The 14,949-nt window shown below is 46.4% G+C and carries 13 protein-coding genes; 5 read left to right on the plus strand and 8 right to left on the minus strand.

Features of this window, described 5'->3' with window-relative positions:
- Positions 1–114 precede the first annotated feature (114 nt).
- Positions 115–1,614, minus strand: a complete 1,500-nt coding sequence (gene xylB / locus AS030_RS19300; RefSeq protein ID WP_061974729.1) for a xylulokinase — start codon at positions 1,612–1,614, stop codon at positions 115–117.
- Between the two features lie 89 nt (positions 1,615–1,703).
- Positions 1,704–3,035 carry a xylose isomerase gene (xylA, locus tag AS030_RS19305; protein WP_061974731.1) on the minus strand — a complete coding sequence of 444 codons (1,332 nt, stop codon included), beginning with the start codon at positions 3,033–3,035 and terminating at the stop codon, positions 1,704–1,706.
- A 417-nt stretch (positions 3,036–3,452) separates the two neighbouring features.
- Between xylA and AS030_RS19310 the strand changes: the two genes are divergently transcribed.
- The 3 genes from AS030_RS19310 (at position 3,453) to AS030_RS19315 (ending at position 4,940) form a co-directional block, all read left to right on the plus strand.
- Entirely contained in the window at positions 3,453–3,884 is a 432-nt protein-coding gene (locus AS030_RS19310) for a MarR family winged helix-turn-helix transcriptional regulator (protein ID WP_061974733.1), read from the plus strand.
- A gap of 2 nt (positions 3,885–3,886) precedes the next feature.
- Positions 3,887–4,045 (plus strand): hypothetical protein, encoded by a 159-nt coding sequence (locus AS030_RS24075; protein ID WP_169792708.1) that lies wholly within the window; start codon positions 3,887–3,889, stop codon positions 4,043–4,045.
- Between the two features lie 148 nt (positions 4,046–4,193).
- Entirely contained in the window at positions 4,194–4,940 is a 747-nt protein-coding gene (locus AS030_RS19315; protein WP_061974735.1) for a sulfite exporter TauE/SafE family protein, read from the plus strand.
- Positions 4,941–5,084: 144 nt separating this feature from the next.
- Here the strand turns inward: AS030_RS19315 and AS030_RS19320 are convergent, their stop codons facing one another.
- On the minus strand, positions 5,085–6,065 hold the full coding sequence (locus AS030_RS19320; protein WP_338082341.1) for a Gfo/Idh/MocA family protein: 981 nt from the start codon (positions 6,063–6,065) through the stop codon (positions 5,085–5,087).
- 192 nt (positions 6,066–6,257) lie between these two features.
- Between AS030_RS19320 and AS030_RS19325 the strand changes: the two genes are divergently transcribed.
- Complete coding sequence (locus AS030_RS19325; RefSeq protein ID WP_061974737.1) at positions 6,258–7,418, plus strand: ROK family transcriptional regulator; 1,161 nt, start codon at positions 6,258–6,260, stop codon at positions 7,416–7,418.
- Positions 7,419–7,462: 44 nt separating this feature from the next.
- On the opposite strand, the gene AS030_RS19330 is transcribed toward AS030_RS19325, so the two are convergent.
- The 3 genes from AS030_RS19330 to garR all read right to left on the minus strand — a co-directional run bounded on the left by AS030_RS19330 (position 7,463) and on the right by garR (position 11,186).
- Complete coding sequence (locus AS030_RS19330) at positions 7,463–8,785, minus strand: gluconate:H+ symporter (protein ID WP_061974739.1); 1,323 nt, start codon at positions 8,783–8,785, stop codon at positions 7,463–7,465.
- 66 nt (positions 8,786–8,851) lie between these two features.
- Positions 8,852–10,288 (minus strand): four-carbon acid sugar kinase family protein, encoded by a 1,437-nt coding sequence (locus AS030_RS19335; protein WP_061974740.1) that lies wholly within the window; start codon positions 10,286–10,288, stop codon positions 8,852–8,854.
- Positions 10,260–11,186: a 2-hydroxy-3-oxopropionate reductase gene (gene garR / locus AS030_RS19340; RefSeq protein ID WP_061974743.1), complete on the minus strand. Its 927-nt coding sequence runs from the start codon at positions 11,184–11,186 to the stop codon at positions 10,260–10,262. The genes AS030_RS19335 and garR overlap by 29 nt, the downstream gene beginning before the upstream one ends.
- A gap of 210 nt (positions 11,187–11,396) precedes the next feature.
- On the opposite strand from garR, the gene AS030_RS19345 reads away from it, so the two are divergent.
- On the plus strand, positions 11,397–12,014 hold the full coding sequence (locus AS030_RS19345) for a GntR family transcriptional regulator (RefSeq protein ID WP_061975054.1): 618 nt from the start codon (positions 11,397–11,399) through the stop codon (positions 12,012–12,014).
- 87 nt (positions 12,015–12,101) lie between these two features.
- Here AS030_RS19345 and AS030_RS19350 read toward each other — a convergent pair whose 3' ends face one another.
- Together AS030_RS19350 and AS030_RS19355 are read right to left on the minus strand one after the other, a co-directional pair.
- Positions 12,102–13,535 carry an Asp-tRNA(Asn)/Glu-tRNA(Gln) amidotransferase GatCAB subunit A gene (locus AS030_RS19350; protein WP_061974745.1) on the minus strand — a complete coding sequence of 478 codons (1,434 nt, stop codon included), beginning with the start codon at positions 13,533–13,535 and terminating at the stop codon, positions 12,102–12,104.
- A gap of 13 nt (positions 13,536–13,548) precedes the next feature.
- Positions 13,549–14,850 (minus strand): MFS transporter, encoded by a 1,302-nt coding sequence (locus AS030_RS19355; protein WP_061975056.1) that lies wholly within the window; start codon positions 14,848–14,850, stop codon positions 13,549–13,551.
- Positions 14,851–14,949 lie beyond the last annotated feature (99 nt).

The following is a 14,949-nucleotide window of genomic DNA, read 5'->3' on the forward strand; positions in this document are numbered from 1 at the left end:
ATTTCCAATTGTAATCATTTCCGATATTTGAAACCGCCGTGATTCGATAGAATGGGTCGGCTGATACAGTGATCCATCTACCACCCGTTTTACCTGGCAATCTCGCAAGTTAGACTAGTTTCTTAATTCCATCAGCTGTTGGTTCATTTCTTTCGTTTGTGAATACACTTGCTGATAGACTCTAAATATTTTTTTATAGCGTTCTACATTTTCGCTGTTTGGCTGATAGGTTTTGGCTGACTCGATAAAGGATTCTGCACATTCCTTTAAAGAGGAGAACCAGCCTGAGCCATACGCTGCGAGCATGGCCGCACCCATCCCCGGTCCTTGTTCACTGGAAAGCTTGACGATCGTGGCATTGAAAATATCCGCCTGCATCTGCAGCCAATTCTCATTCTTCGCTCCGCCGCCGATGGAAATGATCGTATCAATCGCCTTCCCATGGTCCCTGAAAATCTCAATCGATTCATTCAGCGAGAAGGTGATTCCTTCAAGCACCGCCCGGATAAAATGCTTTCGTTCATGAGAGGCATCCACGCCAATAAAGCTTGAACGGATGCTGGAATCGGCATGCGGGGTCCGCTCACCGACCAAATAAGGCGTGAACAGCAAGCCGTTGGATCCCGCAGGCACCGTTTCGATGTCCTGCAAAAACGATTCAAACGGTTCATCCGCAGCAAAGCGTTCTTTAAACCAGCTCAGGCTGTAGCCCGCTGCCAATGTTACTCCCATTGTGTAGAAGGCATTTTCCTCGCCATGATTAAAATAGTGAACCTTGCCTTCAAAGTCCTGATCATTTCTTTCTTCATACGACAGCACCACACCGGATGTGCCGATGCTGCACAGCGTTTTGCCTTCAGACAGAATTCCAGCGCCTATTGCACCGCATGCATTGTCAGCACCGCCGGCATAAACGCCTGTCGAAGGAGCAAGACCTGTCTCCTGTGCGAATTCTTCGGTAATTTTTCCAACGCAATCATGCGATTCGACAAGCGGAGGACAAAGACTCACATCAATGCCAAACGTTCCGCACATTTCCTCGCACCACTTTTTCCCGCTGACATTAAGTAGCAGAGTGCCGGCCGCATCGGAATACTCACTGCTCAAACTGCCGGTCATCCGGTATCTCAAATAGTCCTTTGGCAAAAGAAAAACAGCTGCTTTTTCAAATATCTCCGGCTCATTCTCCTTCACCCACAGAATTTTAGGCAAGGTAAAGCCCTCCAGCGCCGGGTTTTTCGTTACCTTCAACAGTTGCTGTTCGCCAATCGTTTCAACGATTTCCCGGCATTGCGGGGTGGTACGGGTGTCGTTCCAAAGAATGGCGTTACGAAGCACCTGATTGGTTTCATCGAGTAAGACCAGCCCGTGCATCTGACCCGAGAAACTGATTCCTTCAATATCTTCCGGGTTTCCATCAACTTGGGCAATCAGCTCCTTCAGGCCTTCGGTCGTTTGCTTTACCCACTGTTCCGGATCCTGTTCACTGTATCCAAATTTCTCCTGAATTAGAGGATACGATTTGGAGACCTCATAACATACCTCCCCCTTCTGGTTCACGAGCAAAATTTTTACCGCGCTTGTACCTAAATCTACACCGATGACATACTTCATGTTTGATCATTCCTTTTCTATTGATAAAAAAGTGCTGGGCAACTTGGATGTCCAGCACTTTTTGGTGGTTGATGAATGTTATTCTTTTCTTACACAGTCACGCTGGACAGTGTTTCAATGATGTAACGGTTTACTGTTGCTTTCAGGCGCTCCTGGCGCCCGGATTGGTTCTTGATGTCGCCCAATTGATAAGCATAAGCCTCAAGAGCATGGAAATCTGTTTTTCCTTCGACAATGTCAAGGCCGATTCCTCTTGTATAGCTGCTGTAGCGGTCTTCAATGAAGGCATCCAGCACACGGTCTTCAATCAGTTTGTTCGCTACCTTCAAACCGATAGCAAAGCAATCCATTCCCGCAATGTGAGCATGGAACAGATCTTCCGGCTCAAAGGATCCTCTTCGAACCTTCGCATCAAAGTTCAAGCCGCCGCTGCCAAGGCCGTCATTTTTAAGAATTTCATACATGGCCAGTGTAGCAGAATACAGGTCGGTCGGGAATTCGTCAGTATCCCAGCCAAGAAGCGTATCACCCTGGTTCGCATCGACAGATCCAAGCATGCCGTTGATTCGAGCCACTCGCAGTTCATGTTCAAACGTATGGCCGGCAAGCGTCGCATGGTTGGCTTCCACGTTGAATTTGAATGTATCCTGAAGATCGTACTTTTGCAGGAACGCAAGACCCGTTGCCACGTCAAAGTCATATTGATGCTTCGTTGGCTCCTTCGGCTTCGGCTCAATAAGGAACTGTCCGTTAAAGCCGATTTCTTTTGCATAATCCTTGGCCATATGGAAGAAACGCGCGAGGTTATCCTGCTCCAGCTTCATGTCTGTGTTCAAGAGGGTTTCATATCCTTCACGTCCACCCCAGAACACATAGTTTTCAGCGCCAAGCTGCTTGGCCACTTCCAGCGCTTTTTTTACTTTCGCCGCGGAATAGGCGAACACATCAGCATTACTGGTTGTGGCTGCTCCGTGCACATAACGCGGATGGGTAAACATGTTTGCAGTGTTCCAAAGCAATTTTACTTTGCTGGTTTTCATATACTCCTGAATCATGTTTACGATAATGTCCTGATTTTCATTGGTTTCTTTTAAATTGCTTCCTTCTGGCGCAATATCCACATCATGGAAGCAGAAAAACGGAACATCGAGCTTTTCAAACAGTTCAAAAGCAGCATCCACACGTGCTTTGGCAAGGTCCATCCCTTTAAATTGATCCCAAGGACGGATGGCAGTTCCTACTCCGAACGGGTCAGTTCCATCTGCTGTAAAAGTATGCCAGTAAGCGACTGAAAAACGGAGCCATTCTTCCGCTGTTTTTCCATTGATCACTTCAGCGGGATTGTAATAACGAAACGCGAGAGGATTGTTGGAATCCGCTCCTTCAAATTGAACTTGTTTCACGCCTTCAAAATATGCCATAGTATGTACTTCCCCCTTGATTGCTGTCAGAACCTATAATGTAGCCGCTTACATTACTGGCTGTATCGGCCCGCAGCTGATTTGTTACACCGATTATAGCACCTTGCAACTTAGTTTGTCTATCAAACAAACTAAATAAATGGAACTATTTTTGTAATCGATTAAATCAAAGGCGTAGGCTAAATTCCTTTTCCTCAGCCTTACGGATTAGAAGTCGCTGTTTTCTTGAAATTAATGAAAAATAATCGCGCCATACACTACGACCAGGCCTATGAGAAACAACACCATAGTATCCAAAACCTGTCTCAGCTCTTTTATTTAGTAATTATAATTTTACTAAATATCATTAAATGAGTTGAAATAAATTAAATTTAGTAATAATATATTAACCATAAGCACTTAAAAAGGAGAAACCTGATGAAGAAAGAACTCGCACATGAATATATCACACTAATCCCCAACCTGTTTGGCAGCTTTAGTGAATTAAATAAAAATGCTACAGAACTAAGCCATATGCAGAACCATGTCATTGAGTATCTGTTCATGAACAAGCGGGCGTTTAACCTTAAAGAAATCAGCACCGGCCTGGATATCGCCAAGCAGCAGCTGACCAATGTCGTCAGCGCTCTTGAAGTGCAAGGCTATTTGGTAAAAAAACCTGATCCCAAGGACAAACGGGCTGTGTTGATTGCACTCACTCCAAAAGGTAAAGAGGTTCAAGAAAAGAAATGGGCGGAAATCTACAACCGTTTCAGCCAAAACCTCACGAAATTAAACGAGGAAGAACAACGGGATTTGCAGTTCGCGCTTCATAAAGTAAATGTTTTATTAACCAAAATGGAGGGATAAACATGAGTCAAAGGGAACGGGTTACCAACATTACCGCCGGTGTAATAACAGGAGTGGTCATGGGTCTGTTGTTTAAAGATATGTATAAATGCCTGATCACCGGAGTCATCGCAGCCACTGTGATTACCATCTTAATGAGCCGACGTGCGAAGAAAGTGTAGAGTAATTACGAATATTTGGATTTTTTGCGATTCAGGAGAATGAAACCAGAGAAACAGCAGATATGACACTATTTTATTATTTAGATATTACTCGGGCTTGGTGTTTAATTTAAGCAATAATTCTAATTTCTGGAGTTGTTATATAACTATGACTACTACTCTTATTATATTGATTATCACAGTAGTTTTTATTGGGGCGTTGATGAGGGCAACTTTTGGATTTGGAGAAGCCATAGTGAGTATGCCTTTACTAACACTTTTACCCGTTGACTTGCATACTTCAATTTCATTAATTGGCTTGGCAGGACTTACAGTGGCTTGTCTTAGTGTTGCTGCTGGATGGCGGCACATTGACCGCTCGTCTCTTGTTCTGCTCGCCACATCGACTTTTCTTGGAATTCCAGTTGGCTTGATTTTGGTCTCTTTTGCCCCGGCAGTTATCATAACTGTTTCGCTTGGAATTTTTCTAATTGTTTATGGCGTTTATTCACTAGTCAAAGCGAAGTTAGTTAATCAGGCAAGAAAAACGGTGTTACAACGTTCTGTTTGGGCCCTGCCTTTCGGATTCGCTTCCGGTGTGCTTGGCAGTGCTTATAACTTTAATGGTGTACCCGTTGTGGTTTACGGAACGATGAAGGGTTGGCAAAGAGATCAGTTTCAAGCAACCTTGCAAGCCCATTTCCTTATTTCTGGTGTACTGGTTGTTTTTGGCCAGGCAATTGGCGGATTATGGACAAAGGATCTGTTTTTCCTTTTTATGCCCTCCCTTCCTATAATAGTTATTGCTACTTTACTTGGCACCTTTTTACATAGGCGAATCCCTCCTCATAAATTTGAGCGTTACGTATTTACTCTTATCGTGTTGCTCGGTATTTTATTGTTGATCAAATCCTGAATAAATCAGAAAAAATGGCGTGTAAACTGATATCAGTTCACACGCCATTTTAATCGAATTAGGATTAGGCAGTTTACTTTTTAAAAAAGATATCTTTACCCATTTTTATTTCCCTGCCTTCTTTTTTACTATGTAGTTAAAGATTTACGAGCTGGCGTTTTTGGATCGATTGGTAGCAGGCATCAATGGCCAGCATATTTTTATAGGTTTCTTCAAGCGTATAAGACGGCTCTTTCCCCTCAAGAATACAGGAGGAAAGTGTTCGATCTGGCTGCGATACTGGTCACCTGCCACTTTTTCTTCCCGTTGCCCCTCCTTTGTCCGAATCAGGATCAGACCCTCTCCGCCATACACATCGGGGCGGAAAGCCCGATTCACTGTAATCGTTCCTTTTGTCCCGACCACCTCGTACTCTTCCCGGTTGGCCATATCAAAACTGCAATCAAACACGACAGGGCTGCCGTTTTCCAGTTTCATATGAACAACAGAAGAGAGATCCACACCGGTAGAAGGATCAAGATCGGAGAACGCCTGTATCTCGACCGGTTCGGATTGTAAGATCGACCGGGCGGCATGGATGGAATAACAGCCAACATCATAAATGCTTCCACCGCCCTTTTCCTTGCTCAACCGGATATTTTCTTCACGGTTACTGATATAAAAAGAAAAACTTGAGCGCATGAGCTTCACCTCGCCGATCTCCCCGGAGGCGATAATTTCTTTCACACATTCGTGCTGAGGATGAAACTGATACATAAAGGCTTCCATAAAATAAACACCCTGTTCGCGGCACACCTCCGCCATTCCCTTCGTATCTTCTGCATGAAGAAATGCCGGCTTTTCACACAGAACATGCTTGCCCTTGCGCGCTGCTTTTACCGCCCATTCCAGATGCAGGTGATTGGGCAGGGGAATGTAAACGGATTCAATTTCCGGGTCATCCAGCAGCTTTTCATAGCTTTCATAGTACCTTGGAATCGACAGTTCTTCGGCCTTTGCCTTCCCTCTGTCTCCCCTGCTTGCCAAGCCAACGAGTTCTGCATTTTCCGAACGCTGTATGGCCGGCATGCCCTGAGTCAAACCGATGGTTGCAGTACTTAATACACCCCAGCGGACTTTTTTCATGTTTTGTCCTCCATTTTAAAAGTGTGATCGTCTGGTTTTACAGCATGGTTATCTGTTCTGTATTGTTTTATAATTGTAAGTAAATGGATTCACTGTTCTTTCTATTTCTTATCTTAGCATGAATAACTAAGTTTGTATATTGACCAAACTAAGTTTATACTAATATAAACGCTCAAATGTTAGGAGAATTTTATGCAAACGATTACCTGGAACCAGCAAGTTGTAAAAAGAAACAATAAATCGCTCGTATTGCAGACGATCATCGAAAAAGAACCCGTTTCACGCGCCGACATCGCCCAGATTACCGGGCTGAACAAAGCGACCGTCTCCTCTCTTGTGAACGATATTCTGGAAGAGAATTTGATCTTTGAATCCGGCCCGGGGGAATCCAGCGGGGGGCGGCGGCCAGTACTCCTTCACTTCAACAAGACCGCCGGATATGCAATCGGTATTGATATCGGGGTCAATTACGTCTTGAGCATGCTGACGGATTTAAAAGGAAACATCCTTATTGAAAAAAATCAGCCCATAAAGAATGTGGCGTTTGACGCAGTGACAGACGTGGTCAGTGAAATGATCCGCTCTTTGATCCTTGAAATGCCTAAAAGCTCCTACGGTGCAGTCGGAATTGGAATCGGCGTACCAGGCATTGTGGACAAGCAAGGAACTGTTCTTTTTGCCCCAAACCTGAACTGGAGCAACATTTCGTTAAAACAGCATATTGAAGAAGAGTTCAAGCTGCCGGTCCTTATTGAAAATGAAGCCAATGCAGGCGCATATGGCGAAAAGCAGCTGGGAGCCGGCCAAAGCTTTCAGGACATCATTTATGTCAGTGCCGGAATCGGAATTGGTGCCGGAATTATTCTGAACGGAGAATTATACCAAGGCAAGAACGGATACTCCGGAGAACTCGGACATGTGATCATTCAGGCCAACGGCAAAAAATGCAGCTGCGGGAGTCAGGGATGCTGGGAGGTTTATGCTTCCGAAAACGCACTTCTTGAAATGGCGCCCCAGCAAGATGCCACGCTCGAATCACTTGTTGCGTTGGCAGAACAGAACGACCCGGAAGCCATTGCGTTGTTTGAAAAAATCGGAGTATCCATCGGAATCGGAGTGAACAACATCATTAACGCCTTTAATCCCGAGCAGGTCATCATCGGAAACCGGCTCGTGGTCGCCAAACAATGGCTTGAAGGACCGATTTTGGAAACCATTCAAACCCATACCCTTCCGTTTCATCAAAAAGAAGTGCAGCTGCAGTTCTCTCAGCTTTCAGTTTATTCAGCAGCACTTGGCGTCTCCGCTTTTGTAGTTGAAAACTTTATCCGCGATGGCATCACTGTCCTCTAAACAGCAAAACACCGGTTCAGGGTATTCCTGAAACCGGTGTTTTTTTAACTGATCAGCGCGTTAATAATCAATACTCCTGCCAGACCAACAAGTGATGCAATGGTAACCATCACGGACCAGGTTTTGATGGTTTTTCCGATTGACAGGTTAAAGAATTCTTTGTAAATCCAGAACCCGGCATCGTTTACGTGGGAGAAGGTCATGCTTCCTGCCCCTGTAGCCAGAACCATAAGCTCCGGACTGACATGGGTTGCAGCGACTAATGGTGCCGCAATTCCCGCGGCTGTCATCCCGGCAACCGTTGCCGATCCCAGAACGACCCTGAGGATGGCGGCAATCAGCCAGGCCAGCAGCAATGGTGACATTGATGAACCTTCCATTAGGTTCGCCACATATTTGTCCACATGGCTGTCGATCAGCACTTGCTTGAAGGCACCCCCGCCGCCAATGATCAACAAGATCATGGCAATGCTTGCAACTGATTCGGAGACCGAGTTCATCAGCTCAGGCATCTTCTTTCCGCGGTTCAAGCCAAATGTGAAAATGGCGACGATGACCGCGATCAAAAGTGCAACCCCCGGATTTCCGAGGAACTGGGCCATCGGGACCAGTGAAGAATGCGGCATGGCAATTTCCACGACCGCCTGGAAGGCGATCAGAATAACAGGGATAAGTGCCGTAAAGACACTGATGCCAAAGCCAGGCATCTCATGTTCTTCAAAATGCTTTGGTGTAAACAGTCCTTTTGGAATTTCAACTTCCAGATCTTCTTTCTTAAAGAGCCTGGTGTACATCGGCCCGCTCAAAATAACGGCCGGAACTGCGATGATAATTCCGTATAGAAGGGTCAGACCCAGATTGGCATGAAAGATTCCGGCAACCGCCGTTGGCCCCGGATGCGGTGGAACAAATCCGTGCATCGTAATGAGCGCCGCAATGACCGGCATCCCGATATAGAGAATAGGCACACTCGCTTCCGCTGCAATAACAAACACGAGCGGAATAAGGACAACCACGCCTGTTTCAAAAAATAAAGCGATTCCAACAATGACAGCAGTAAGAACAGCAGCAAACTGAACCCGGTTTCTGCCAAATACCCGGATCAATGTGGTAGCGATTCGCTGGGCACCGCCCGAGTCTGCCATCAACTTACCGAGCATGCCTCCAAACCCGATGACCAGAGCCAGGCTTCCAAGCGTTCCGCCCAGACCGTTCGTTACTGACGTCATAGCTTCCGCCGGGGTCATGCCTTCCATAATCCCGACAAGCACTCCAACAATAATCAATGAGATGAAAGCGTTTAACTTAAAGACCACCATGAGCAGCAACAACAGGGCAATCCCTATGCAAATATATACGATTGGCATGATTTCTACCTCTTTTCTTCTGTAGTCGGGGATGCACCACTCTTCTGCCGTGCATCCCCTCAATTCTTAAGGATGAATAAGCATTTCAGTTACTTCTTTTAAGTCGCTTTTCGTGCCAACATTGCCCGGAAAAATCACATAGGACATTCCAGGATACTTGCTTTCGTCTCCTGTTCGCCAAACCGGGATTCCCGGCCGGACCTGTCCGGCCACCGTTGCCCGTTTAACGCTCAAGCCTTTTGTCCCGACATCACTTGAAGTGATTCCGCCTTTGGCGATAAGGAAATTCGGCTTGACCTGAAGCCTTGTTACAATGCTTGTAACGGCATCGGAAATGGCGACGGATAGTTTCAGTTCCTCCTCTTTTTTGTTCTCGCCGAGATCGAGACGCTCCCTGCTCGTATAGACCGCCACCGTTTTACCCGAACGTACGAGTGATTCTGTCGTTTCAATTACACGGTCGGTTTCCTGCTTAAAGCGTTCCGGCTCCAAAACGAGATGGCTGTTGAATTCAATAAATTCGATTTCCTTTATTTCTTTCAACCATTCCAGTTGTTCTGTGGTTTTCTTTACGTGGGAGCCGATGATGATCAGTCCGCCATGTCCAGTTTCTTCCTGGATCATTTCGTTTCTTGTAAGCAATGCCTTATCCTGTACACCGCCAATGACTTTTGGCAGCGCTGCTGCACTCCGGAACAAAAAGTTCTTTCCTGCATTGATCGCTTGAATGAGCGCGGCTGTAAAAATTTTTACATCCCCCTCATCCACAGCATTCACGACGACTTTGTTGAAATCTTTAACCTCCATCAACTGGCTGGCAATCCCGTCAACGTCCATGGAACGCAACGTTTCAATCGAAAGATAGAGCGTGTCGGCTGCTTTATATTCTCCGCTGGATTTTTCCTCGATCCATTCACCCAGGTCCGACTTGGTATAGCCAAAGGTACGATCCTTCGCGAACTCGGTTTCGCCTGCCGGCACAAGCTCACTGCCATCCTGAACGTAGTGGATATTATTTACGGTGAAACGTCCACCTTCTTTAAAGAACGGCAGAATCACTTCTCCATCAATCTTCTTTTCGGAAGCGGATTCGATCGTTTCCTTAAGCACAGTCGTTTCCAGCGGATAATGTCCTCTGAGCGTGGAATCACCACGGCTGATGATTAGAAAATCCCTATTCAGTTTCTTGGATACCGCAAGAATATTTTCAGCGATTTTGATATGCTCCCTCGCTGTTTCTTCTTCGGTGAATCCTCTGGAGTTCGTCAGGATAAAGAACATGGACTGCTCTTCCAAAAAGCCTTTTGTAATGCTCTCAACAGACCAGTCTGTGAATACCGAAATGTCATGCACCGTTTGAACGCCTGTTGGATCATCATCCAGCACGATAACTTTTTTATTGAATGTCCCAAGAGCTTTCTGTATAAGCGCATCTGCTTTATCTTTAAGAAGCGTTGGAAGATTTTCGAGAAGATCAGCGGAGACTCTCTGATTTTTCGTCATGGTTAATCCCCCTCTTTACTTCGACCTGTGCAAGTTTTTCATAATACCTCACAATGCTTCCATGGTCGTCATTGATTTTTCCATCCACTTTTAAGGTATGGAAGATTTCAAGAAGCTGGCTGGACAGCGGGAGTGGAACCCCGATATCGTGAGCCGTATCCATCACATTGCCAATATCCTTCATGTTGATGGCAATGCTGCCTCCGGCAACGAAGTTTCGATCAAGAATCATCGGCACTTTCGCATCAAGCACCGCACTTCCAGCAAGTCCTCCCCGGATCGCCTTGTACATTTTCTCCACATCAATTCCTGCTTTAGCAGCCAGCACCAGCGCTTCCGACATAGCCGCAATGTTAAGGTTTACAATAATTTGATTGGCCAGTTTTGCAGTAACCCCGCAGCCATTTCCGCCCACCAGCGTGACGTCTTTACCCATTCCGTATAAAACAGAAAGAACGCTTTCAAAAACTTCCTCTTTCCCGCCAACCATAATGGCAAGCGTTCCGTCGATTGCTTTTGGCTCTCCACCGCTTACAGGCGCATCAAGCATCTCAACGCCTTGCTTTGCTGCCTGCTCTGCCAGCTCGCGGGATACGTCAGGTGTTATGGAACTCATATCGATAATGACGGAGCCTTCTTTGGCCCCCTCCAAAATTCCGTTCTCTCTCAATACGACTTGCTGTACGTGCTTGGATGCCGGAAGCATCGTAATGATGACATCGCTTTGTTCCGCTACTTCCTTTGGAGAGCCGGCGGGTGTTGCTCCTGCATCAGCGACAGCGTTTACACTTTCCTGATTCAAATCAAAAACCGTTAATGAAAATCCTGCATTTATCAAATTTAATGACATGGGCTTACCCATGATTCCTAGTCCAATAAAACCAACCTTGTGTTCCATCGATATTCCTCCTTGAGTTTGGTGAAATCGATATGCAATCGCTTTCAGTGATGCTTACAGTTGACATTGTACACGGTTTTTTAATTTTTGTATACATTTTTAATAAATTAGTATACAAAATATTCGTCTGAACAAGGAACGGTTATATTTTTTTCTCCATGGTTTTGGTAAGATGTAGATAGACTGTTGAAGGAACTTGAGGTGAAAATTGTGTTGGAAAATGATCGTTCACGCTCTGCCACCCATCAATCCTACGCTGTCCTCCGGGACAGGATTTTAAATGGCGAACTCCCAGGGGGCACTAAGATCGTGGAAGAAAAAATAGCCTCCGAACTGGGCTTCAGCCGGACACCTATCAGAGAATCCATTCGGAAGCTGGAATACGAAGGGCTCATTATCAATAAACGGGTGGTCAAACCGACGGAAAAGGATCTGCGGAATAACTTTCAAATGCGGATCCTGCTCGAAGGGTATGCTGCTCAATGTGCAGCCTCCTTTCTCCGTGAACAGGATTTACAGGCACTGTATGAATGTGTGGAGATCGGAAGAAAAGGAACGAATGAAGAAATCATGGACGCCAATGAGCGGTTTCATGAAATTATCGTACGGGCCAGCAATAATGCTGTCATGATTGATACGATTGACCGTATGCAGTCGCTGATTTATCTGTTTCGCAAAACCGTTGTTCTGAATCAGCGCCCTCATCTCATCGATGAACACGAACAAATTTACGAAGCCATTAAAGCACGAAACGGGGAAAAAGCCGCAGATCTGATGAAAAGCCACCTGCAAGCGGACTTGGATTTTTGCCTCCATATCATCGGCTGACGATACTTTGACATCCTTCAGTTATTGAGGGATGTTTTTTTTGCACACAAAAAAAGCACCTGAATCCTCAGATGCTTCACTAAATAACTAAGATTGTTGTACGAGCGGCGGCACGTCCCACTTCAGTGTTGAGAGAGCGGCTTCCTGCTCAAAGGCCGCTCCAACTTGATACAGCCGGGCCTCACTAAACGGTTTGCCGATTAACTGCAAGCCGATTGGAAGTCCACTGTCAGAGAATCCGCAAGGGACAGACAAGCTGGGCAGACCTGTTACACAAGCTGGTTCCGTCAATCGCAAAAGCGCAGAACGGACCTGCTCCGTCTTTCCCTCAATGCTGATCTCTGTTTGTCCTATATCCGGCGGCAGAATGGCAACTGTCGGCGCAGCAATCACATCGATCCGTTCAAACACGGTGTTGAAAGCCTCTCTTGCTTCCTGGCGGATTTCCTGGGCTTTTACATATTCAAAACCAAGAGCTTCAGCACTTTGCTTCAACCGCTCCAGGACCTGCGCCTGGTAATCCTGTGGACGGGAGAGAACAAGTTCTTCATGAATAGCATAGGCTTCACTTTGAAGGGTTTTGAGCTGAGCATAGGAAACCTTTGATAATACAGGAATCTCCACATCACGTATGACCGCACCCAAGTCTTCCAGCACGTGAATCGCTTTCTTTACCTTGTCCTTCACTTCTTCATCCACCCGGTCAAAATAGAAGCTGGTTGGAATACCAATGACTTTTCCCGAGATGGACTCACCGATACAGCGCGTAAAATCTTCGTTCCCAAGGTTATGGGAGAACGGATCCTCATGGTCAAAACCGGCCAGCATGCCAAGCAGCAAGGCATTATCTCGGATGCTGCGGGTCATCGGCCCTACATGGTCCAGCGTCCTTCCAAGCGGATGAACCCCCGCCTTGCTTATCCGTCCAAAGGTGGGTTTCATCCCCACAATTCCTGTAGCTGAAGCAGGAATCCGGATGGATCCCCCCGTATCCGTTCCCAGTGCTCCGAAACACAGTCCAGAGGCCACTGCTGCTCCCGAGCCACTGCTCGAGCCTCCGGTCATTTTTGAAGGATTGTACGGATTTCGTGCCGGACCAAAGTACGAAGCATCTCCTGTGGGCCCGTAGGCGAATTCCTGGGTGTTGCATTTGCCAATCATGATCGCTCCGGCCTTTTTCAGCTTCTGTACAACTGTTGCGTCCCGGTCCGGGATATAGTTTTGATAGATTTTAGAACCCATTGTTGTCCGGATGCCTTTTGTGTAGATCAGATCCTTCAGCCCAATTGGAATACCATGAAGCGGTCCCCGGTAGTTTCCTGCCATGATTTCCTCCTCTGCCTGCCGGGCTTCTTTTACCGCCTGCTCTTGGAGGACTGTGATAAAGGCGTTGACTACAGGGTTGATCTCTTCAATTCTCGCCAATAACTCACGGACAACTTCTACCGGGGAAATCTCTTTCAATTTGATTTCTTCAGAAAGTGACGAAAGACTTAAATGTAAGACCGTATTCTTATTCATCAATTCCCTCTCCTTAAACAGACGGCCGGCTGGCTGTTGATGATGGTTTAATCTTGCGTTTGGAGGTTCCCGGTTTCACAAAGATCATCGCGACCATACCCACGGCTGAAGCGATGGCAGCCGCGACAAACATGGCTCCGTAGCCGCTCATGGCCACCAAAGCCCCGGTCAAAGTCGGTGCCACAATGGTGGCAATATTGGTGAAGAAGTGAGTGACTCCGCCAAACGTACCTGCCTTGGACGGCTCCGTATCAATGATGACGGTCCAATACACGGAGTTTGGCAAAAAGTTAAACGCATTTCCGATTGTCATAAGCGTAAGAACCGCGGTCACACTATTTACGGTTGGAATAAGAATAAAACAGATTGCCGTTAACAGCAGGGACACAACCGCTAGACCTGAGCGCGCAATGCGAAGACTTCCTGTTTTTTTTCGGAGAGCGTCGGAAATTCTTCCGCCCAGCAGCACGGTAACACACGCACCTGCCCATGGAATCATTCCCAAATACCAGAGGGAGGCAAGTTTAAAGTCAAACGTATCCTGCAAATATTTCGGTGTCCAGGTTAAGATCAGGAAATTAACATACTGAAACGCGAAGTATCCGATCGCATTCATAATCAACGTCGGATTACGGAAAAAGTGATGCCATGGTACCTGCTCTTCCTCTTTTTCGTCCACAAGTTTTTCTGAACTTAACAGCTGCTTTTCATTCCGGATTTCAGCCAGTTCCTCCTTGGATACCTTCGGGTTGTCCTCCGGCTGATCGGTAAACACCTTCATCCAAGCAAAGATCCAAATCAATCCGATGACACCAAGAATAATAAACATCACTTTCCAGCTGGTAAACGATAATAGCGCAACAGCAATAGGCGCTGTCAAAAGAGCACCAAGTGGCGTTCCGAGCAACCCAAGTGAAGCAGCAAAGCCTCTTTCTTTCGGTGCCGCCCAGTTGGCCATCGTCCGGTTAATGGTTGAGAACGTCGGTCCTTCTGCAAAGCCAAAAAGAATGCGGAAAACAGCGAAACCGGCAATAGCCGATCCGCCAAACAAGGCAAGGCCGATTTCCCCGGCAAAAGCTGTGCCCATTTCAAAAAGTGACCAGGCAATTCCGACCACAATCCAAACAAACTTCGGCCCCTTTTTGTCCGCCAACATACCTCCGAACAAGGCACCAAACATGTAACCGTAGCCAAAATACCCAAGAATTTGCCCCCACGTCTTCGGGTTCAATCCGAATTCCCCGATGATCGCTTCTTGAGCATAGGAGATGGCCCCCCGGTCAATGTAGTTTACAACGGTCATAAATACAATCATGCCGATGATAAAATACCGGTACTTTCCTTTCACTCTGATTCTCTCCCTTCGTTATGTAAAACACTTAATCTATTCCCTTTCTCTAACAATTCAACCTGT

Source organism: Fictibacillus enclensis, from assembly GCF_001457035.1.
GTDB lineage: Bacteria > Bacillota > Bacilli > Bacillales > Fictibacillaceae > Fictibacillus_C > Fictibacillus_C enclensis.

What these genes read in the sequence shown, in the direction of transcription:
- xylB (WP_061974729.1), bottom strand. Translation starts at nt 1,614, where the DNA reads ATGAAGTATGTCATCGGTGTAGATTTAGGTACAAGCGCGGTAAAAATT.
- xylA (WP_061974731.1), bottom strand. Translation starts at nt 3,035, where the DNA reads ATGGCATATTTTGAAGGCGTGAAACAAGTTCAATTTGAAGGAGCGGAT.
- AS030_RS19310 (WP_061974733.1), top strand. Translation starts at nt 3,453, where the DNA reads ATGAAGAAAGAACTCGCACATGAATATATCACACTAATCCCCAACCTG.
- AS030_RS24075 (WP_169792708.1), top strand. Translation starts at nt 3,887, where the DNA reads ATGAGTCAAAGGGAACGGGTTACCAACATTACCGCCGGTGTAATAACA.
- AS030_RS19315 (WP_061974735.1), top strand. Translation starts at nt 4,194, where the DNA reads ATGACTACTACTCTTATTATATTGATTATCACAGTAGTTTTTATTGGG.
- AS030_RS19320 (WP_338082341.1), bottom strand. Translation starts at nt 6,065, where the DNA reads ATGAAAAAAGTCCGCTGGGGTGTATTAAGTACTGCAACCATCGGTTTG.
- AS030_RS19325 (WP_061974737.1), top strand. Translation starts at nt 6,258, where the DNA reads ATGCAAACGATTACCTGGAACCAGCAAGTTGTAAAAAGAAACAATAAA.
- AS030_RS19330 (WP_061974739.1), bottom strand. Translation starts at nt 8,785, where the DNA reads ATGCCAATCGTATATATTTGCATAGGGATTGCCCTGTTGTTGCTGCTC.
- AS030_RS19335 (WP_061974740.1), bottom strand. Translation starts at nt 10,288, where the DNA reads ATGACGAAAAATCAGAGAGTCTCCGCTGATCTTCTCGAAAATCTTCCA.
- garR (WP_061974743.1), bottom strand. Translation starts at nt 11,186, where the DNA reads ATGGAACACAAGGTTGGTTTTATTGGACTAGGAATCATGGGTAAGCCC.
- AS030_RS19350 (WP_061974745.1), bottom strand. Translation starts at nt 13,535, where the DNA reads ATGAATAAGAATACGGTCTTACATTTAAGTCTTTCGTCACTTTCTGAA.
- AS030_RS19355 (WP_061975056.1), bottom strand. Translation starts at nt 14,850, where the DNA reads ATGATTGTATTTATGACCGTTGTAAACTACATTGACCGGGGGGCCATC.